The organism is Streptomyces sp. NPDC006012 (assembly GCF_042871185.1).
Taxonomy (GTDB): Bacteria; Actinomycetota; Actinomycetes; order Streptomycetales; family Streptomycetaceae; genus Streptomyces.
This window is the reverse complement of record NZ_JBIAIE010000012.1, coordinates 42,501-62,327: the sequence shown is the minus strand read 5'-3', so window position 1 is coordinate 62,327 and position 19,827 is coordinate 42,501. Positions and strand designations below refer to the sequence as shown.

At 72.1% G+C, this 19,827-nt stretch carries 16 protein-coding genes; all 16 read left to right on the top strand.

Annotation, left to right across the window (positions count from 1 at the left end):
- Positions 1-104 precede the first annotated feature (104 nt).
- The 16 genes from ACFYPJ_RS21400 (at position 105) to ACFYPJ_RS21325 (ending at position 19,827) form a co-directional block, all read left to right on the top strand.
- The gene (locus ACFYPJ_RS21400) at positions 105-1,052 is read left to right on the top strand and encodes a beta-ketoacyl-ACP synthase III (RefSeq protein WP_389019309.1); all 948 of its coding nucleotides are present in this window, start codon (positions 105-107) and stop codon (positions 1,050-1,052) included.
- A 175-nt stretch (positions 1,053-1,227) separates the two neighbouring features.
- Positions 1,228-1,905: a GntR family transcriptional regulator gene (locus ACFYPJ_RS21395; protein WP_389019306.1), complete on the top strand. Its 678-nt coding sequence runs from the start codon at positions 1,228-1,230 to the stop codon at positions 1,903-1,905.
- 155 nt (positions 1,906-2,060) lie between these two features.
- Complete coding sequence (locus tag ACFYPJ_RS21390; protein ID WP_389019303.1) at positions 2,061-2,906, top strand: alpha/beta fold hydrolase; 846 nt, start codon at positions 2,061-2,063, stop codon at positions 2,904-2,906.
- Between the two features lie 403 nt (positions 2,907-3,309).
- The gene (locus tag ACFYPJ_RS21385) at positions 3,310-4,491 is read left to right on the top strand and encodes an ROK family protein (protein ID WP_389019300.1); all 1,182 of its coding nucleotides are present in this window, start codon (positions 3,310-3,312) and stop codon (positions 4,489-4,491) included.
- A gap of 122 nt (positions 4,492-4,613) precedes the next feature.
- Positions 4,614-6,131: a sugar ABC transporter ATP-binding protein gene (locus ACFYPJ_RS21380; RefSeq protein ID WP_389019297.1), complete on the top strand. Its 1,518-nt coding sequence runs from the start codon at positions 4,614-4,616 to the stop codon at positions 6,129-6,131.
- The gene (locus ACFYPJ_RS21375) at positions 6,128-7,147 is read left to right on the top strand and encodes an ABC transporter permease (protein WP_389019294.1); all 1,020 of its coding nucleotides are present in this window, start codon (positions 6,128-6,130) and stop codon (positions 7,145-7,147) included. Before ACFYPJ_RS21380 ends, ACFYPJ_RS21375 begins: the two co-directional genes overlap by 4 nt.
- Positions 7,148-7,164: 17 nt before the next feature.
- Positions 7,165-8,205 carry a substrate-binding domain-containing protein gene (locus tag ACFYPJ_RS21370; protein WP_389019291.1) on the top strand — a complete coding sequence of 347 codons (1,041 nt, stop codon included), beginning with the start codon at positions 7,165-7,167 and terminating at the stop codon, positions 8,203-8,205.
- 60 nt (positions 8,206-8,265) lie between these two features.
- A complete protein-coding gene (locus ACFYPJ_RS21365) occupies positions 8,266-9,474 on the top strand; it encodes a Gfo/Idh/MocA family protein (RefSeq protein WP_389019288.1) in 1,209 nt (402 codons plus the stop codon).
- A 13-nt stretch (positions 9,475-9,487) separates the two neighbouring features.
- Entirely contained in the window at positions 9,488-10,486 is a 999-nt protein-coding gene (locus ACFYPJ_RS21360; RefSeq protein WP_389019285.1) for a sugar phosphate isomerase/epimerase family protein, read from the top strand.
- A gap of 106 nt (positions 10,487-10,592) precedes the next feature.
- A complete protein-coding gene (locus tag ACFYPJ_RS21355; RefSeq protein ID WP_389019282.1) occupies positions 10,593-13,094 on the top strand; it encodes a PQQ-dependent sugar dehydrogenase in 2,502 nt (833 codons plus the stop codon).
- A 12-nt stretch (positions 13,095-13,106) separates the two neighbouring features.
- A complete protein-coding gene (locus ACFYPJ_RS21350; RefSeq protein WP_389019279.1) occupies positions 13,107-14,435 on the top strand; it encodes a ThuA domain-containing protein in 1,329 nt (442 codons plus the stop codon).
- Positions 14,436-14,521: 86 nt separating this feature from the next.
- On the top strand, positions 14,522-15,775 hold the full coding sequence (locus ACFYPJ_RS21345; RefSeq protein ID WP_389019276.1) for an inositol-3-phosphate synthase: 1,254 nt from the start codon (positions 14,522-14,524) through the stop codon (positions 15,773-15,775).
- 251 nt (positions 15,776-16,026) lie between these two features.
- Positions 16,027-17,175: an SCO3242 family prenyltransferase gene (locus ACFYPJ_RS21340; RefSeq protein ID WP_389019692.1), complete on the top strand. Its 1,149-nt coding sequence runs from the start codon at positions 16,027-16,029 to the stop codon at positions 17,173-17,175.
- Positions 17,172-18,284, top strand: a complete 1,113-nt coding sequence (locus ACFYPJ_RS21335) for a sugar phosphate isomerase/epimerase family protein (RefSeq protein ID WP_389019273.1) — start codon at positions 17,172-17,174, stop codon at positions 18,282-18,284. Before ACFYPJ_RS21340 ends, ACFYPJ_RS21335 begins: the two co-directional genes overlap by 4 nt.
- Complete coding sequence (locus tag ACFYPJ_RS21330; protein WP_389019270.1) at positions 18,281-18,979, top strand: EboA domain-containing protein; 699 nt, start codon at positions 18,281-18,283, stop codon at positions 18,977-18,979. Before ACFYPJ_RS21335 ends, ACFYPJ_RS21330 begins: the two co-directional genes overlap by 4 nt.
- Complete coding sequence (locus tag ACFYPJ_RS21325) at positions 18,979-19,827, top strand: TatD family hydrolase (protein ID WP_389019267.1); 849 nt, start codon at positions 18,979-18,981, stop codon at positions 19,825-19,827. Before ACFYPJ_RS21330 ends, ACFYPJ_RS21325 begins: the two co-directional genes overlap by 1 nt.

The following is a 19,827-nucleotide window of genomic DNA, read 5'->3' as shown; positions in this document are numbered from 1 at the left end:
CGACAACCCGGGCGCCCTAATCCTGTGGCTTCACCTGCCGTCGTACCCGCGAGTCACCCAACACACTGGGACCTCCCGCCGCCCGCGTCCACGAGAGGGACCAGATGATCGGCTCGCGCATCGCCGCCGTCGGCCACTACCAGCCAGCCAAGGTTCTCACCAACGAGGAACTCGCGGGCCTGGTCGAGACCAGCGACGAGTGGATCCGGTCCCGGGTGGGGATCCGGACGCGGCACATCGCCGGGCCCGACGAACCGGTCGACGAACTCGCCGCGCACGCCGCCGCCAAGGCCCTCGCCGCGGCCGGTCTCACTCCCGCGGACATCGATCTGGTCCTGGTCGCCACCTCCACCGCCATCGACCGCTCCCCGAACACCGCCGCCCGGGTCGCGGCCCGGCTCGGCATGCCGCGACCCGCCGCGATGGACGTCAACGTCGTGTGCGCCGGGTTCACCCACGCCCTGGCCACCGCCGACCACACCGTTCGCGCGGGCGCCGCCGGCCGGGCCCTGGTCATCGGCGCCGACAAGATGTCCGCCGTGGCCGACTGGACCGACCGCAGCACCTGCGTCCTGGTCGGCGACGGGGCGGGGGCCGCGGTCGTCGAGCCCTGCGCACCGGGTGCGGAGCCCGGGATCGGACCCGTGCTGTGGGGATCGGTGCCGGAGATGGGGCACGCGGTGCGCATCGAGGGCACCCCGCCGCGGTTCGCCCAGGAGGGGCAGAGCGTCTACCGCTGGGCCACCACCCAGCTGCCCGCCCTCGCCCGCGGCGCCTGCGAAAAGGCCGGCATCACCCCCGCCGACCTGGCCGCGGTCGTGCTGCACCAGGCCAATCTGCGCATCATCGAGCCCCTCGCCGAGAAGCTGGGCGCGACGCGTGCCGTGATCGCCCGGGACGTCACCGAGTCCGGGAACACCTCCGCGGCCAGCATCCCGCTCGCCCTGTCCAAGCTCGTCGAACGGGGCGAGGTCCGCAGTGGCGACCCGGTCCTGCTGTTCGGCTTCGGCGGCAATCTGTCTTACGCCGGGCAGGTCGTCCGGTGCCCGTGACGCGCCCTGAGCCGTGCCGCGCGCCGAGCCGACCGACCTGATGTGACCCGATCAACCGTGCGTGTCCCTGGCATTCGTGCGCCGTAGACTGTAGACGAAAGACAATTGATACTGGACGGAAGTGCGCGCACGAATCTCGTCCGCCGTGCACGGCCCTGCCAGGAGGGGGACCGCGATGTTGTCGACCGGACTGCCACAGGGTGCCGTGCCCAGACTCGAACGGCCCGGCCCGCTGCGCGACCGCGTGTACGAGGCGCTGCTCGAACTCATCACCACCCGTGCGCTGCAGCCCGGCCAGCACCTGGTCGAGAGCGAACTCGCCGGGCATCTGGGCGTCTCCCGGCAACCGGTGCGCGAAGCGCTGCAGCGGCTCAACACCGAGGGCTGGGTGGATCTGCGGCCGGCCCAGGGCGCGTTCGTGCACGAGCCGACGGAGGAAGAGGCCGATCAACTGCTCACCGTGCGGACGCTGCTGGAGGCCGAGGCGGCCCGGCTCGCCGCGGCGAACGCGGGCAGCGCCGGGATCGAGGCGCTGGGCGAACTGTGCGCGCAGGGCGAGAAGGCGGTCGCCGCCGATGACGTGGACGCCGCCGTCGCCCTGAACGCGGCCTTCCACGCCAAGATCATGGAACTCGCCGGCAACGCGGTCCTCGCCGAGCTGGCCGGGCAGGTCGACCGCCGGGTGCGCTGGTACTACACCCCGGTGGCCCGGCAGCGCGGCCGGGAGTCCTGGGTGGAGCACCGCGCCATGATCGCCGCAGTGGCCGACCACGACGAACAGCTCGCCACGCAGTTGATGCGCGAACACACCGAACACACCCGCCACTCGTACCACGAGCGCACGACGTCCTGACCCCGCCACCGGCAGGCCCGCTCACGTCACCAGCGGTCCATGCCGGGCGGCAACCGTCGGCTGCGGCTCACAGTCACCAAGGCCAGAATCTTGAGCCGGCATCCAGAACGGATGTCGAAATGATGCCGATCCACAACAGGTTTTAATGTGCAGCCATGACAGAATTCCTTTTGCACAGCACCGTGTACGTCTTCGTACACGGAGCCTGGCACAGCTCAGCGCAGTGGGCGCCGACACAGCGGGCACTCGCCGAGCTGGGTGCGGCCAGCGTGTCTGTAGACCTGCCGGGGCACGGGTTCGACGCGCAACTGCCGTCCGGTTACCTGCTGCCGGGCCAGCCCGGTCTGCTGACCGAGAAGTCGCCGGTCGCCGGCGTGACGATGGACGCCTGTGCCGACGCGGTCGTGACCACCTTGCGTCAGGTACGCCGCTACCACACGGTAGTACTTGTCGCGCACAGCGCCGGCGGCGGCCCCGCCTCCCTGGCCGCAGAGCGAGCGCCCGAACTCGTCGACAGAATCGTCTACCTGTCCGCGTTCGTCCCCGCCGGACGGCCGAGGTTCATCGACTACTTCGGCTCGCCGGAGAATGCCACCGCGTCCGGGCAGGACGCGTACCTCGGTGATCTCGAAGCGATCGGCGCCCTCCGCATCAATCCGCTCTCACCAGACCCCTCCTACGTCGAGGGACTGAGGAAGACCTACTACCACGAGACGCCCGCGGACCGCTTCGACCCCTGGCGCTCCGCGCTGACCCCCGACCTGCCGCTGGCCATCCCCGTGACCCCCATCACGCTGACTGCGCCACGCTGGGGGCGGATACCGCGGACCTACCTGCGATGCGCGCAGGACCGTGCCCTGACACCTGCGGCGCAGGATCTGATGATCGCGGAAGCCGACACGTCCTTTCCCGACAACGCGTTCACCGTGCGTACTCTCCCCGGCGACCACAGCCCGTTCGCTTCCCGGAGGCGCGAACTTGCTGCTGCCATCGTGGCGTGAGCGAATGATCCACTCCGGTCGTGACTGACGCCGCCGTGTGATCCTTCAGAGGGTTCGGCTTGTCGCGGCGGCTGTGGATCGTGGTGGCCGGGCAAGCCGTGTCGGCAATCGCCTCGTCAGAGCAGCCGATGCGCAGAGATTGCAGGAGCTGGTCGCAGACGACTCGGCCATGCCCGGCCGCGAAGGCGGCGTCGATACGCGGCGGCCCGGCTGCGATACGGCCGCCGCGGCTGTCGAGGTGCGCTTTTCACAGTCGGAGGTCATACGGCTTTGTCCTGTGAGTGGGAAAAGTAGGCGCCAATCCGTGCACAGCTTCTTCCCAGGTGTGGCGGTGACTGCTACGTTCCCCTCGAAAGACACACCCGGATGGCCGATTTGAGGCGGGGAGGGGCACGTGAGACGCATGACCGCACGACCCGCGAACGCCCATCAGGCCCGCCTGCTCAAGCTGTTGCGTGACGGCGGTCCCAACTCCCGTGCGCAACTCGGCGACCAGATCGACCTCTCCCGGTCCAAACTGGCCGTCGAGGTGGACCGCCTGCTGGAGACCCGCCTCGTGATCGCCGACGGCCTCGCCGCCTCGCGCGGCGGACGCCGGTCCCACAACATCCGGCTCGCCCCGAACCTCCGGTTCCTCGGCGTCGACATCGGCGCGACCTCGGTCGACGTCGCCGTCACCAACGCCGAACTGGAAGTGCTGGGGCACCTCAACCAGCCCATGGACGTACGCGAAGGCCCCGTCGCGGTCTTCGAACAGGTGCTGGCCATGGCGGCGAAGCTGCGGGCCTCCGGACTCGCGGAGGGCTTCGACGGCGCCGGGATAGGCGTACCGGGCCCGGTACGCTTCCCGGAGGGCGTTCCGGTCGCACCGCCCATCATGCCCGGCTGGGACGGCTTCCCGGTACGAGAGGCGCTCAGCCAGGAACTCGGCTGCCCGGTCATGGTCGACAACGACGTGAACCTGATGGCGATGGGGGAGCGGCACGCCGGCGTCGCGCGCTCCGTGGGCGACTTCCTCTGCATCAAGATCGGAACCGGCATCGGCTGCGGCATCGTCGCAGGCGGTGAGGTCCACCGCGGGGTGACGGGCAGCGCGGGCGACATCGGACACATCCAGGCGGTACCCGACGGCCGGCCGTGCGCCTGCGGCAACCGGGGCTGCCTGGAAGCCCACTTCAGCGGCGCGGCACTCGCCCGCGACGCACTGGAGGCGGCCCAGCAGGGCCAGTCGACGGAGCTCGCGGCGCGCTTCGCGGCGAACGGCACCCTCACGGGCGTCGACGTCTCCGCCGCTGCCGCCGCGGGCGACGCCGTGGCGCTCGGCCTGATTCGCGAGGGCGGCAACCACGTCGGCCAGGTCATCGCCGGACTCGTCTCGTTCTTCAACCCCGGCCTGGTGGTGATCGGCGGCGGGGTGACCGGCCTCGGCCACACCCTGCTCGCCGCGATCCGCACCCAGGTCTACCGCCAGTCACTGCCCCTGGCCACCGGCAATCTGCCCATCGTCCTCGGGGAACTGGGTCCGAACGCCGGCGTCATCGGCGCGGCCCGCCTCATCAGCGACCACCTGTTCTCACCCGCATAGCCGACCGCCTGCCCGGCCTCGACCCGTACAGCGCCCGCTCTGCCAGCCCCGCGCCACCACGCCTGACACCCAGGCGGCTTCACCCTGACTCAGGCTCCGCACGCCCGCCGAGGGGAACACACATGGCACCAGAACCACCGCTGCTCACCATGTCCAAAATCACCAAGTCGTTCCCCGGCGTCCGGGCCCTCGACGGCGTCGACCTCGATGTCCAGGCCGGTGAAGTGCACTGCCTGCTCGGCCAGAACGGGGCCGGCAAGTCCACCCTGATCAAGGTCCTCGCGGGCGCCCACCAACCGGACAGCGGCACCATCACCTGGCGCGGGGAGGACGTCACGCTCCGCTCGCCCAGTGCCGCCGTACGCCGCGGCATCGCCACCATCTACCAGGAACTCGACCTGGTGGAGCACCTGTCGGTGGCCGAGAACGTCCACCTCGGCCATGAGCCCACGACCGCGGGCTTCGTCGTGCAGGGCAGGGCCGCGCGGGCGTCGACCGCCGAACTCCTCGCGCGCCTCGGCCATCCGGAGGTCGACCCCGGCCGGCTCGTCGGGGAACTGTCCGCGGCCCAGCAGCAGATCGTCTCCATGGCCCGGGCGCTCTCCCACGACGTACGGCTCATCGTCATGGACGAACCGTCCGCCGCGCTCGACCCGGACGAGGTCGACAACCTGTTCCGCATCGTCGCCTCCCTCACCGCGGACGGCGTGGCCGTCGTCTACATCTCGCACCGCCTGGAGGAGATCCGGCGCATCGGCGACCGGGTGACGGTCCTCAAGGACGGGCGCGCGGTCGCCGGCGGACTGCCCGCGAAGACCACGCCCACCCGGGACGTCGTGGCGCTGATGACGGGGCGCAACGTCGAGTACGTCTTCCCCGAGCGGCCGGCCGCGGCGCCCGACGGCGCCCCCGTCCTGGAGGTCCGGGGCCTGTCCCGGCCGGGCGAGTTCGCACCGCTCGACCTCACCGTCCGGGCCGGCGAGATCGTCGGCCTCGCCGGACTCGTCGGCTCCGGCCGCTCCGAGGTACTGGAGACGATCTACGGCGCCCGCAAACCCGGCTCCGGCCAGGTCCTGGTGGACGGCAAGGCGCTGCGGCCCGGCAGCGTGCCCGCGGCGGTCCGTGCCGGTCTCGGTCTCGCCCCGGAGGAACGCAAGGCGCAGGCCCTGCTCATGCTGGAGTCCGTCACCCGGAACGTGTCCGTCTCCACCCTGTCCCGCTTCTCCCGCGGCGGCTGGCTCGACCGGCGTGCCGAACTCGGCGCGGCCCGCGCGGTGACCCGCGAGCTGTCGCTGCGTCCCGACAACCCCTCCGTACCCGTCCGCACCCTCTCCGGCGGAAACCAGCAGAAGGCCGTCCTGGCCCGCTGGCTGCTGCGCGGCTGCCGCGTGCTGCTGCTCGACGAGCCGACCCGCGGCGTCGACGTCGGCGCCCGCGCCGAGTTGTACGCGGTCGTGCGGCGGCTGGCCGGCGAAGGGCTTGCGGTACTGCTCGTGTCCAGCGAGGTTCCCGAAGTGCTGGGCCTCGCCGACCGCGTGCTGGTGCTGCGCGAGGGCCGCGTCGTACACGAGGCACCCGCCCGCGAACTGGACGAACACCGCGTACTCGACCTCGTCATGGAAGGAAGCCCGGCGTCATGACGCAGCACGCCTCTCCGCCGCGCAGCAGCACCGGCAAGGTGCAGCCGGCCGGCCCCCGCCCCGCCTGGCGCTCCCTCGTGGCCCGCGCCGACGTCCGCACCCTCTCGCTGCTCGGTGTGCTGCTCGCGCTCGTCGTGGTCGGCGGCATCACCAAGCCGGACGAGTTCCTCGACACCCGCAACCTGCAACTCGTCCTCACCCAGGCGTCGGTGATCGGTGTCGTCGCCGTCGGCATGACCTTCGTCATCATCTCCGGCGGCATCGACCTGTCGGTCGGCGCGGTCGTCGCCCTCGCCTCGGTCTGGGCGACCACGGTCGCCACCCAGGGCTTCGGTTTCGCGGGCATCCTGTTCACCGCGGTGCTCGTCGGCGTGGGCTGCGGACTCGTCAACGGCGTGCTCGTCGCCTACGGCAGCCTGGTTCCGTTCATCGCCACCCTCGCCATGCTGGCCTCGGCCCGCGGCCTCGCCCTGCAGATCACCGACGGCAAGACGCAGATCGTCACCGTCGACGGCATCCTCAAGCTCGGCGAGCGCGACTCCTATGTGCTCGGCATCCCGCCGCTCGTCCTGGTCTTCGCGGTCGTGACGATCATCGGCTGGTTCGTGCTCAACCGCACCACCTTCGGCCGCCGTACGGTCGCCGTCGGCGGCAACCCGGAGGCCGCCCGGCTCGCCGGCATCGACGTACGCCGCCAGCGGCTGTACCTCTACCTGCTGTCCGGGCTGTGCTGTGGCATCGCCGCCTTCCTGCTGATCATCCTGTCCGGCTCGGGCCAGAACACCAACGGCAACCTGTACGAACTCGACGCCATCGCCGCCGCGATCATCGGTGGAACCCTGCTCAGCGGGGGGCGCGGCACCATCGTCGGCTCCGTCCTCGGCGTCCTGATCTTCACCACGATCACCAACATCTTCGCCCTGAACAACCTGCAGAGCGACGTCCAGCAGATCGCCAAGGGCGCGATCATCGTCGCCGCCGTGCTGGTCCAGCGCCGTACCGCGAGCACGACCTGACGAAGGGGAACCCCGCCATGTCACACCTCACCAGTCGCAGAGGACTGCTGTTCGGGACCGCTGCGGTCTCCGCCGGTGCTCTGCTCACCGCTTGCACGAGCAACGAGAGCCAGGACGAACAGCCGGCCGCCAGCTCCCAGCCGGCCGCCGACGACAAGCCCGGCAAGCCGGTCACCATCGGGTTCGCGGGCCCGCAGGCCGACCACGGCTGGCTCAACGCGATCAATGACAACGCCAAGAGCCGCGCCAAGAAGTACTCGGACGTCACCCTGGAGATCACCGAGGGCTCCAACGACACCGCCGCGCAGATCGGCCAGATCGAGACCCTGATCAACAAGAAGGTCGACGTCCTGGTGATCCTGCCCGCCGACGGCAAGGCCCTCACCCAGGTCGGCCTGAAGGCGATGCGCGCGGGCATCCCGGTGATCAACCTGGACCGGATCTTCAACACCCCGCAGGCGTACCGCTGCTGGGTCGGCGGCGACAACTACGGCATGGGCTTCAACGCCGGCACATACATCGGCGAAAAGCTCAAGGGCAAGTCGGACGCGCGCGTCGTCGAACTGGCCGGGATCGACAACCTGGAGCTGACCAAGCAGCGCACCCAGGGCTTCGACGACGCGCTCAAGAACTTCCCGAACCTGAAGAAGGTCGCCCGGCAGGCGGCCGACTTCACCGTCGAGTCGGGACAGGCCAAGATGTCCCAGCTGCTCCAGGCACAGTCCAGGATCGACGCCGTGTGGAACCACGACGACGACCAGGGTGTGGGCGCGCTGCGCGCCATCGAGCAGGCCGGACGCGACGAGTTCCTGATGGTCGGCGGGGCCGGGGCGCTCTCCGCCTTCCAGGCCATCAAGCAGGACAAGGGCGTGCTGAAGGCCACCGTCCTCTACCCGCCGACCATGGCCGCCTCGGCGATCGACCTGGCGCGCGCCCTCGGCCAGAGCAAGGGCATCGGCGGTCTCGCCGAGTACGAGATACCGTCGTCGATCACCCTGTACTCGGCCGTCGTCGACAAGGACAACGTCGACCAGTACATGCCCACCGGCTTCCGCTGACGGGTTCCGCCCCGCACCCCCCACGGCACCATCACGAACCAGGACGAGGAGGACTTCCGTATGGGACAGCCGCAGCAGACGGACGGGCCGGAGGCACAGCAGCCACCGATCCGCGTCGGCATGGTCGGATACGCCTTCATGGGCGCCGCCCACTCCCAGGGCTGGCGCACCGCGGGCCGTGTCTTCGACCTGCCCCGACGGCCGGTCCTGGCCGCGATCTGCGGCCGGGACGGCGCCGCGGTCCGGGCGGCGGCCGACCGGCACGGCTGGGCAGCGGCCGAGACCGACTGGCGTGCGCTGATCGCCCGGGACGACGTCGACCTCGTCGACATCTGCACCCCGGGTGACAGCCACGCCGAGATCGCGCTCGCCGCCCTGGCCGCCGGCAAGCACGTACTGTGCGAGAAGCCCCTCGCCAACACCGTCGAAGAGGCCACCGCCATGACCCGCGCGGCCGAGGAGGCCGCGGCGCGCGGCCAGGTGTCGATGGTCGGCTTCAACTACCGCCGGCTGCCCGCCACGGCGCTCGCCCGGCAGATGGTCGCCGAGGACCGGATCGGCACCCTGCGGCACGTCCGGGTCGTCTACCTCCAGGACTGGCTGGTCGACCCCGAGTTCCCGCTCACCTGGCGGCTGCGCAAGGAAGCGGCGGGCTCCGGCTCGCTCGGCGACCTCGGCGCGCACATCATCGACCTCGCCCAGCACCTGGCGGGCGAACGCCTCGCCGGCGTCTCCGCGCTCACCGAGACCTTCGTACAGCAGCGGCCGCTGTCCGGCGGCGGCGCGAGCGGCCTGACCGCCGTGTCGGCCACCGGCACCGGAGAGGTCACCGTCGACGACGCCGCCGTGTTCACCGGCCGCTTCGCCTCCGGCGCCCTGGCCTCCTTCGAAGCCACCCGCTACGCCACCGGACGCAAGAACGCCCTGCGCATCGAACTCAACGGCACGCGCGGCTCGCTCGCCTTCGACCTGGAACGGCTCAACGAACTGTCGTACTTCGACGGCACCGAAGCCGGCACCCACGCCGGCTTCCGCCGCATCCTCGTCACCGAACCCGACCACCCCTACCTGGAGGGCTGGTGGCCCCCCGGCCACGGCCTCGGCTACGAGCACAGCTTCGTCCACCAGGCCCGCGACCTGCTGCACGCCATCGCCGAGGGCAGCGCCCCCGCCCCCTCCTTCGCCGACGGACTGCAGGTCCAGCGCGTGCTCGCCGCCGTGGAGGAGAGCGCCGAGAAGAACGCCGTCTACACCCCCGTCGCGGTCTGAGGAGGCCCCGCCCATGCCCCGCAACTTCACCCTCTTCACCGGACAGTGGGCCGACCTCCCCCTGGAAGAGGTCTGCCGCCTCGCCCGCGACTTCGGCTACGACGGCCTCGAACTCGCCTGCTGGGGGGACCACTTCGAGGTCGACAAGGCGCTCGCCGACCCCGCCTACGTCGCCTCCCGCCACCAGCTCCTGGACAAGTACGGCCTCAAGTGCTGGGCTGTCTCCAACCACCTGGTCGGACAGGCCGTCTGCGACGCCATCATCGACGAGCGGCACGAGGCGATCCTGCCCGCCCGGATCTGGGGCGACGGCGAGCCGGAGGGCGTACGCCGCCGGGCCGCCACCGAGATCGCCGACACCGCGCGCGCCGCCGCGGCCCTCGGCGTGAACACCGTCATCGGCTTCACCGGCTCCGCCATCTGGCACCTGGTCGCCATGTTCCCGCCCGCACCCGAGGCCATGATCGAACGCGGCTACCAGGACTTCGCCGACCGCTGGAACCCCATCCTCGACGTCTTCGACGCGGAGGGCGTCCGTTTCGCCCACGAGGTCCACCCCAGCGAGATCGCCTACGACTACTGGACCACCCAGCGCGCCCTCGCGGCCGTCGACCACCGGGCCGCCTTCGGCCTCAACTTCGACCCCTCCCACTTCGTCTGGCAGGACCTCGACCCGGTCGGCTTCCTGTGGGACTTCCGCGACCGGATCTACCACGTCGACTGCAAGGAAGCCCGCAAGCGCCTCGACGGCCGCAACGGCCGCCTCGGCTCCCACCTGCCCTGGGGCGACCCGCGCCGCGGCTGGGACTTCGTCTCCGCCGGGCACGGCGACGTGCCCTGGGAGGACGTCTTCAGGATGCTGCGCTCCATCGACTACCAGGGCCCCGTCTCCGTCGAATGGGAGGACGCCGGCATGGACCGGCTCCAGGGCGCCCCCGAGGCACTGACCCGGCTCAAGGCGTTCGACTTCGAACCGCCGACGGCTTCCTTCGACGCCGCGTTCGGCAACTGAGGTCCGACGCGGCCACCCACCGACCCTCCTTCCGTACTCCGGGATGACGGCGCATCCCGGCGCACCGCACCCGCCCCGTACAACCCGCCCCTTCTTGGAGGCATTCGTGCACGGGAACGACCGCACCACCCCCACCCGCAGATACGAGACCCCCGGACGACGCCGATTCCGCAAGGCGGTGGCCCTGCTCGGCGGGGCCCTGCTCGCGGGCGCCACCCTGAGTCTCACCGCCCCCCAGGCCGGTGCAGCCGTCGCCGAGTCGAAAACCGCGGCGGCCGAGGACTTCCAGCAGGTCACCCTCGCCAAGGGGGCGGCGGAGGTCGGCGAGCCCATGTCGCTCGCCGTCCTGCCGGACCGCTCTGTCCTGCACACCTCGCGCGACGGCACGCTGCGGCTCACCGACGCCGCGGGCAACACCAAGGTCGCGGGCAAGCTGGACGTCTACTCGCACGACGAGGAGGGCCTCCAGGGCGTCGGAGTCGACCCCGGCTTCACCGACAACCACTTCGTCTACCTCTACTACGCGCCCCCGCTGGACACGCCGGCGGGCGACGCCCCGGAGACCGGCACCGCCGCCGACTTCGCCCCCTTCGACGGCGTCAACCGGCTCTCCCGGTTCGTCCTGGGCACGGACGGCACGCTCGACAAGGCCAGCGAGAAGCAGATCCTCGACGTCAAGACCTCCCGCGGCATCTGCTGCCACGTCGGTGGTGACATCGACTTCGACAAGGACGGCAACCTCTACCTGTCGACGGGCGACGACACCAACCCCTTCCAGTCGGACGGCTACTCGCCCATCGACGAGCGGTCGGACCGCAACCCGGCCTTCGACGCCCGCCGCTCCGCCGGCAACACCAACGACCTGCGCGGCAAGATCCTGCGGATCAAGGTGAACGCCGACGGCTCGTACGCCATACCCGACGGCAACCTCTTCGCGCCGGGCACGGCCAAGACGCGGCCCGAGATCTACGCCATGGGCTTCCGCAACCCGTTCCGCTTCAGCGTCGACAAGGAAACCGGCATCCTCTACGTCGGTGACTACGGACCCGACGCCGGTGCCGCCAACCCGGACCGCGGCCCCTCGGGACAGGTCGAGTTCAACCGTGTCACCGGCCCCGGCAACTTCGGCTGGCCGCTGTGCGTCGGCGACAACCAGGCGTACAAGGACTACGACTTCGCCACCAAGACGTCCGGTGCCGCCTTCGACTGCGCCGCACCCAAGAACACCTCACCGCACAACACCGGCCTGACCGACCTGCCGCCGGCCCAGCCCGCCTGGATCCCGTACGACGGCCCGTCCGTGCCCGAGTTCGGCGACGGCTCCGAATCCCCCATGGGCGGACCGGTCTACCACTACGACCCGGCGCTGGACTCGCCCGTGAAGTTCCCTGAGGCCTACGACGGCGACTTCTTCGCCGGTGAGTTCGGCCGCCGCTGGATCAAGCGCATCACCAGCGACGCGAACGGCGCCGTGCAGTCCATCAACCCCGTGCCGTGGACCGGCACCCAGGTGATGGACATGGCCTTCGGCCCCGACGGAGCGCTGTACGTCCTCGACTACGGCCTGTCCTGGTTCGGCGGCGACGAAAACTCGGCCCTGTACCGCATCGAGAACGCCACCGGCGGCCACTCACCGGTCGCCCAGGCCGCGGCCGACCGCACCTCGGGACAGGCACCGCTGCGGGTCGCCTTCTCCTCGGCCGGCACCAGCGACCAGGACGGCGACGCGCTCACCTACAACTGGGACTTCGGCGACGGCACTTCCGCGACCGGCGCCAACCCCAGCCACACGTACAAGAAGAACGGCACCTACACCGCCACGCTCACGGCGAAGGACCCCGGCGGGCGCACCGGCAGCGCGAGCGCGCAGGTCGTCGTCGGCAACACCGCGCCCTCCGTCACCCTGGAACTCCCGCAGGACGGCCAGCTGTTCAGCTTCGGTGACGCCGTCCCGTTCAAGGTGAAGGTCACCGACCCCGAGGACGGCACGGCCATCGACTGCTCCAAGGTCACGGTCAACTTCGTCCTCGGCCACGACACCCACGGGCACCCGCTGACCTCCGCGAAGGGCTGCTCCGGCACCATCCAGACCAGCGCGGACGGCGGCCACGACGAGAACGCCAACATCTTCGGCGTGTTCGACGCCCAGTACACGGACAACGGGGGCGGCGGTCAGGCCGCGCTCACCACGCACGACCGCAACGTCGCCCAGCCGCGGCACCGCCAGGCCGAGCACTACAGCGACTCCTCGGGCATCTCGCAGATCAGCAAGGAGAGCGCCCACGGCGGCAAGACGGTCGGTGACATCGACAACGGCGACTGGATCGCCTTCACGCCGTACGCGCTCGGCAACGCCCAGCAGATCACCGCTCGGGTGTCCTCCGGCGGCGCGGGCGGCACCCTGGAGGTCCGCGCGGGCTCCCCGAAGGGCAAGCTCCTCGGCAAGGCCACCGTGCCGGTGACCGGCGGCTGGGAGACCTTCCAGGACGTCAGCGCCGACCTGGCGCGCGCACCGAGGGCCACCACCACGCTCTACCTGGTCTTCAAGGGCAGCACCGGCAACGGTGCCCTGTTCGACGTCGACGACTTCGTCTTCACCACGAGCTGAGAGGAGGCCGTGATGCGCGCGACCGGCAGACTGACGACCGCCGCCCTCGGAGCGGCCCTGCTCCTCGGCTCCGTGGCGGGACCCGCCTCGTCGCACCCGGCGGAGGGCAAACGGGTGCTGGTCTTCTCCAAGACGGCCGGATTCCGGCACGACTCGATCCCCGATGGGATCGCGACGGTCAAGGAACTCGGCGCGAGCGGCGGCTTCGCCGTCGACGCCACGGAGGACGCCGGTGCCTTCACCGCGAAGAACCTGCGGCGTTACGCCGCGGTCGTCTTCCTGTCCACGACGGGAGACGTCCTCGACGACACCCAGCAGCAGGCCTTCGAAGGCTACATCCGGGGCGGGGGCGGCTACGTCGGCGTGCACGCCGCCGCCGACACCGAGTACGACTGGGCGTTCTACGGCGGCCTGGCCGGCGCCTACTTCCAGTCGCACCCGGCGATCCAGCCGGCCACGGTGAACGTGGAGGACCGCGGCCACCCGGCGACCTCGCACCTGGCGCGCACCTGGGACCGTACGGACGAGTGGTACAACTACCGCTCCAACCCGCGCGAACGCGCCCATGTCCTCGCTTCGCTCGACGAGGCGTCGTACACCGGCGGCACCATGAACGGCGATCACCCGATCGCCTGGTGCCAGGACTACCAGGGCGGCCGCGCCTTCTACACCGGGGGCGGCCACACCAAGGAGTCCTACGCCGACCCCGCCTTCCGGCAGCATCTGCTGGGCGGGATCCGCTGGGCCGTCGGCGACGCCCAGGCCGACTGCCGCCCGGAGAACGGCTACCGGCCGATCTTCGACGGCACCAGCCTGGACGGCTGGAGCCAGGCCGGTCCCGGTTCCTTCGCCCTGTCGGAGGACGGCACGCTGACCTCCACGGGTGGCATGGGCATGCTCTGGTATGCCGGGCAGAGCTTCGGGTCGTACTCCCTGAAGCTCGACTGGAAGATGGACGGCGACGACAACTCGGGCGTGTTCGTGGGCTTCCCGCCCTCGGACGACCCGTGGTCGGCCGTGAACAACGGGTACGAGATCCAGATCGACGCCACCGACGTGCCGGAGAAGACCACCGGGTCCGTCTACGGCTTCCAGTCCGCCGACCTGAAGAAGCGCGACCGTGCGCTGAACCCGCCGGGGGAGTGGAACACGTACGAGATCCGGGTGGAGGGCGAGCGCCTCCGCATCTGGCTCAACGGCGTGAAGATCAACGATTACACCAACACCGATCCGGCCCGGAGCCTGCGCGACGGACATGTCGGCATCCAGAACCACGGTGCCGACGACCAGGTGTCCTTCCGCGACATCCGGATCAAGGAACTGCCCGCGAAGGGCAGGTGAGCGGCGGCGGGCGGGGGACGCCGGACCCCCGCCCGCCGTCTTTGTCCCGTCATAGCCGGGGTCAGCGCATGACAAGGAGGCTGCCCATGTCCGCGTCCCTTCCCCGAAACCGTATGGGAATCTGGCTGATCGGAGCCCGGGGTTCCGTCGCCACCACCGTGGTCGCGGGCTGCGCCGCAGTGGCGGCCGGACTGCACCCGCCCACCGGAATGGTCACCGAGACACCCCTGTTCGCCGACTGCGGCCTGCCACCGCTCGCCTCGCTGGTGTTCGGCGGGCACGACGTGACCGGCTGCCCACTGCCCAAGCGGGCCGAGCAACTGGCGGCCGGCGGAGTCCTGCCGCACGGGCTGCCCGCCGCCGTTCCGGGCGAACTCGCCGCCGCCGACGCCGAGATCAGGCCCGGCGGCCCGGCCCCGGGAGACACCCGGGACGCCACGGAGGTGATCGCCGCCTTCACCGCGGACATCTCCGACTTCGTACGACGCAACGGGCTGGCCCGAGCCGTCGTGGTGAACGTGGCGTCCACCGAGCCCGTCGCCACCGGGGACGCGCTGCCGCCCAGCTCGCTGTATGCGGCGGCGGCCCTGCGGGCGGGCTGCCCCTACGTGAACTTCACCCCGTCCACCGGACTGCACCACCCGGCCCTGGCCGAGGCGGCCGAGGAGAGCGGCCTGCCGTACGCGGGCCGGGACGGCAAGACCGGCCAGACCCTGCTGCGTTCGGTCCTCGGCCCGATGTTCGCGCAGCGGGCGCTGGCGGTCCGTGCCTGGTCCGGCACCAATCTGCTCGGCGGTGGCGACGGCGCCGCCCTGGCCGACCCGGCGGCGGCCGCCGCCAAGAACGCCGGCAAGGAACGGGTCCTCGCCGACACCCTCGGCGGCACCCCGCAGGGCGAGGTGCACATCGACGACGTACCGGCCCTCGGCGACTGGAAGACCGCCTGGGACCACGTCGCCTTCGACGGCTTCCTCGGCACCCGCATGATCCTGCAGACCGTCTGGCAGGGCTGCGACTCGGCGCTGGCCGCGCCACTGGTCCTCGACCTCGCCCGGCTGACCCTCCGCGCCCACGAGAGGGGCCACTCCGGCCCCTTGACCGACCTCGCCTTCTACTTCAAGGACCCGCTGGGCGACGCCCCGTCGGCCCTCGGCGACCAGTACACGGCCCTGACCGGCTTCGCGCAGCGGCTGCGGGAGGGCGCGCGGGACGCGGAGGACGCGGAGGCCGTGGCTGCTGCGCCGGACACAGAGGTCGCGGCGGCCACGTCGGACACGGCAGCCGCAGCGGTTATGGCGAACACTGCGGACGCGGCGGACGCGGAGGCGCAGGGATGCTGAAAAGAGTGCGCTTGTTCCGCCGGTTCGCCGGAACGGGACGGTCGGCCGTACGCGGCCGGACCGGCGGGGTGGCCGGTGGCCCGCCGGGGGGCTCCGTGGGCGGCGCGGGCGTGCGGCGGTTCGGGACACCCCGGGCGACCGGGGCCGACGCGGGCGGCCCGGAGCGGACCGGACGGGCCCTCGGCTCCCGGCCGCACCCCGGCATCGACACCGCCGAACCCCGCCCGGACCGCCCGCAGCGGCAGGCCGGTGTGCGGCCCGCCCGGCCCGCTCCCTCCGGCTCACCTCTGCGGGCCTGGGCCGAACTGCTGCGGCTGCCCGCGCTGTTCACCGTGCCCGGTGACGCCCTGGCCGGTGCCGCCGCGGTGTCGGCCCGCCCCGGTCTCCGCACCCTGCTGGCCATCGGCTCCTCGCTGTGCCTGTACGAGGCGGGCATGGCCCTCAACGACTGGGCGGACCGCGACGAGGACGCCGCCGAACGCCCGCACCGGCCCCTGCCGTCCGGCCGTATCAGTCCGGCCGCGGCCCTGGCGGCGGCCGGCGCCGCCACCGCGGCGGGCCTCGCCCTGGCCGCCCGCGCCGGGCGCCCCGCACTCGCCGTCGCCTCCTCGCTCGCGGCCACCGTGTGGGCGTACGACCTGGTCCTCAAACGCACCCCGGCGGGCCCCGCGGCGATGGCGGCGGCCCGCGGCCTCGACCTGCTGCTCGGCGCGGCGGCCACCCGCGCCACCCCGGACGCGGTCCGTGGTGCGCTGCCGTCCGCCGCGCTGCTGAGCAGCCACACCCTGGCGGTCACGGCGGTGTCCCGTCGCGAGACGACCGGCGGTTCACCGCTGGCCTCGCTGGCGGCCCTGGCCACCACCGTCGCCCTCGCACTGCCACTGACCCGGCCAGGTCCGGCCCGCTCCGCGTCCCCGCCGTCCACCGCCGACGCCGTGTCCGCCGGCGGCGGTCGCGAGCCTGCTCTCACGCGCCTTCGAACAGCCGTGGGCGCGGCGGCCGCCCTGGTGCCCCCACCGCTGGTGCCTGACGCCGCGGTTCTCGGCGACGCCCGGGGACCCGGCTCCCCCCGCCGTCCGGCGGGCCGGGGTGATGCAGCCACCCCCGGCCCGCCGGGCACCTTCCCGCCGGCGCCCGGCCGCGCCCCCGGCGCCGTGACCGAGGTGCTGCGGGCCGCCCTGGGCACCGCCTACGCCGTCACGGCCGGCCGGCCCTACTTCCACGCCGCGCTCAATCCGTCTCCCCAGCTCACCCAGCGAGCCGTCGGCGGAGGCATCCGCGCGACCATCCCCCTCCAGGCCGCACTGTGCGCCCGTGCCGGTGCCCCGGCCGGCGCACTGCTGACCGCGGCCCTGGCACCGCTCGCCCGCCGATTCGCCAAGAAGGTGAGCGTCACATGAGCCACCGGCCCACCGGCCCGAGCGACCTCCACCCCCTCAGGGGCGCGGGGAACTGCGCGCCCAGCCACGACGTGCCCGCGGACGAAGAATCCACAGCCCCCGCCCCCGGACCCCGATCCACGCCCACCCCGGCCTGTCATGCCCCTGATGCTCGTGGCACCACACCCCCCACCGAACCCCCCGGCGGCCGGCCCCACCGTTTCGGATACGGCACCAACGGCCTCACCGACCTCCGGCTCGACGACGCCCTCGCGCTCCTCGCCGACCTCGGCTACGACGGCCTCGGCCTGACCCTCGACCACATGCACCTGGACCCGCTCGCCCCGAACCTCGGAGCCCGCACCCGCCGTGTCGCGCACCGCCTGGCGGAACTCGGCCTGGACGTCACCGTGGAGACCGGCGCCCGCTACGTCCTCGACCCCCGGCACAAGCACGGCCCCTCCCTGCTCGACCCCGACCCCACGGCCCGCGCCCGCCGCGTGGACCTGCTGCTGCGTGCCGTGCGGGTCGCCGCCGACCTCGGGGCGCACGCCGTGCACTGCTTCAGCGGGATCACCCCCGCCGGCACCGACCCGGACACGGCCTGGCAGCGGCTGGCCCAGTCGCTGGCGCCGGTCCTGGAGGCCGCCGCCGACGCGGGCGTCCCGCTCGCCGTGGAACCCGAACCCGGCCATCTGCTCGCCACCCTCGCCGACTTTCACCGGCTGCGCCGCACACTCGGCGATCCCGAGCCCCTCGGCCTCACCCTCGACATCGGCCACTGCCAATGCCTCGAACCCCTCCCGCCCGCCGACTGCGTACGCGCCGCCGCCCCCTGGCTGCGCCACGTCCAGATCGAGGACATGCGGCGCGGAGTCCACGAGCACCTGCCCTTCGGGGACGGCGAGATCGACTTCCCGCCCGTCCTCGCCGCCCTCGCCGCCACCGGCTACCGGGGCCTGACCGTCGTCGAACTGCCCCGCCACTCCCACGCCGGGCCCCACCAGGCGGCCCTCGCCCTCCCGTTCCTGCGCCGGGCGGCCACCGCCGCCACGACCGCCTCTTCGGGCAGCCCGGCGACCCCGGGTTCCCCGCACACCGCCCGGCCCGCCGAAGGGAGCCCCGCATGACCCCCCGGCACCCCGCACCGGACACCCCGGTGGCCGACCCCGCGCACACCCCGCCGGACGAACTGCACACCCTGCTGCGCGCCCGGCTCGACACCACCGCCCGTTCCTGGCTGGAGAAGGCCCTCGACGAGGCGGCGGCGACCGCACCCCCCGACGCCCACGGCCCCGTCCCGGCCTGGGAACTGCGGCTGGCGGAGGCCGGCCGGCACTGCGGACCCGCCCACGCCGACGCCGTCCGCGTCCTCGTCCTGCACGCGACCCGCCCCGACACCGACACCCTCGGCCGCGTCTACCGGCAGGGCACCGCCGACGAACGCCGCGCGGTCCTGCACGCCTTGCCCCACCTGGTGGCGGACACCAGTGCGCTCCCGCTCGTCGAGGACGCGCTGCGCACCAACGACACCCGGCTCCTGGCCGCCGCCGTAGGCCCCTACGCCGCCCGCCACCTGGACGCCCACGCCTGGCGGCACGCCGTACTCAAATGCCTGTTCACCGGCGTGCCCGTCGACGAGGTGACCGACCTCGCCCGGCGTGCCCGCGGTGACGGGGAACTCGCCCGCATGCTCGACGACTACGCCGCGGAACGCACCGCCGCCGGCCGTCCCGTGCCCGACGACCTGTACCGGGTGCTGACCCTGACCGGCGCCGAGACCCCACCGCACACCACGGACGACCCCCACGGCAAGGAGTCCTGATGCGCATATTCGACCCCCACATCCACATGACCTCCCGGACCACCGACGACTACGAGGCCATGCACACCGCGGGCGTCCGCGCCGTCGTCGAGCCCGCCTTCTGGCTGGGCCAGCCCCGTACCTCACCGGCCTCCTTCCTCGACTACTTCGACTCGCTGCTGGGCTGGGAACCCTTCCGCGCCGCGCAGTACGGCATCGCCCACCACTGCACGCTCGCCCTCAACCCCAAGGAGGCGAACGACCCGCGGTGCGTGCCCGTCCTCGACGTACTGCCCCGGTACCTCGTCAAGGACCGGGTCGTGGCGGTCGGCGAGATCGGCTACGACTCGATGACCCCGGCCGAGGACACCGCACTCGCCCTGCAACTGCAGCTCGCCGCCGACCACGCGCTGCCCGCGCTCGTCCACACCCCGCACCGCGACAAGCTCGCCGGGCTCCGCCGCACCCTCGACGTGGTCCGGGAGTCCGCGCTGCCCCTCGACCGGGTCCTGATCGACCACCTCAACGAGACCACCGTCAAGGAGGCCAAGGACAGCGGCTGCTGGCTCGGCTTCTCCGTCTACCCGGACACCAAGATGGACGAGGAGCGGATGGTCGCCATCCTGCGCTCCTACGGACCCGAGAAGGTGTTGGTGAACTCCGCCGCCGACTGGGGAAAGAGCGACCCGCTCAAGACCCGCAAGGTGGGCGACCTGATGCTCGCCGAGGGCTTCTCCGCGGACGAGGTCGAGCAGGTCCTGTGGCACAACCCGGTCGCGTTCTACGGACTCAGCGGCCGGCTGAGCCTGGACACCGTCCAGTCCGGCGCCACCCACGAGGGCAACAGCATCCTGCGCGGCGGGGAGTGA

Coding starts and splice junctions, on each gene's coding strand:
- ACFYPJ_RS21365 (WP_389019288.1), top strand. CDS start 8,266: ATGGGACAGCCGCAGCAGACGGACGGGCCGGAGGCACAGCAGCCACCG.
- ACFYPJ_RS21350 (WP_389019279.1), top strand. CDS start 13,107: ATGCGCGCGACCGGCAGACTGACGACCGCCGCCCTCGGAGCGGCCCTG.
- ACFYPJ_RS21375 (WP_389019294.1), top strand. CDS start 6,128: ATGACGCAGCACGCCTCTCCGCCGCGCAGCAGCACCGGCAAGGTGCAG.
- ACFYPJ_RS21370 (WP_389019291.1), top strand. CDS start 7,165: ATGTCACACCTCACCAGTCGCAGAGGACTGCTGTTCGGGACCGCTGCG.
- ACFYPJ_RS21330 (WP_389019270.1), top strand. CDS start 18,281: ATGACCCCCCGGCACCCCGCACCGGACACCCCGGTGGCCGACCCCGCG.
- ACFYPJ_RS21325 (WP_389019267.1), top strand. CDS start 18,979: ATGCGCATATTCGACCCCCACATCCACATGACCTCCCGGACCACCGAC.
- ACFYPJ_RS21395 (WP_389019306.1), top strand. CDS start 1,228: ATGTTGTCGACCGGACTGCCACAGGGTGCCGTGCCCAGACTCGAACGG.
- ACFYPJ_RS21390 (WP_389019303.1), top strand. CDS start 2,061: ATGACAGAATTCCTTTTGCACAGCACCGTGTACGTCTTCGTACACGGA.
- ACFYPJ_RS21385 (WP_389019300.1), top strand. CDS start 3,310: ATGACCGCACGACCCGCGAACGCCCATCAGGCCCGCCTGCTCAAGCTG.
- ACFYPJ_RS21345 (WP_389019276.1), top strand. CDS start 14,522: ATGTCCGCGTCCCTTCCCCGAAACCGTATGGGAATCTGGCTGATCGGA.
- ACFYPJ_RS21335 (WP_389019273.1), top strand. CDS start 17,172: ATGAGCCACCGGCCCACCGGCCCGAGCGACCTCCACCCCCTCAGGGGC.
- ACFYPJ_RS21400 (WP_389019309.1), top strand. CDS start 105: ATGATCGGCTCGCGCATCGCCGCCGTCGGCCACTACCAGCCAGCCAAG.
- ACFYPJ_RS21360 (WP_389019285.1), top strand. CDS start 9,488: ATGCCCCGCAACTTCACCCTCTTCACCGGACAGTGGGCCGACCTCCCC.
- ACFYPJ_RS21380 (WP_389019297.1), top strand. CDS start 4,614: ATGGCACCAGAACCACCGCTGCTCACCATGTCCAAAATCACCAAGTCG.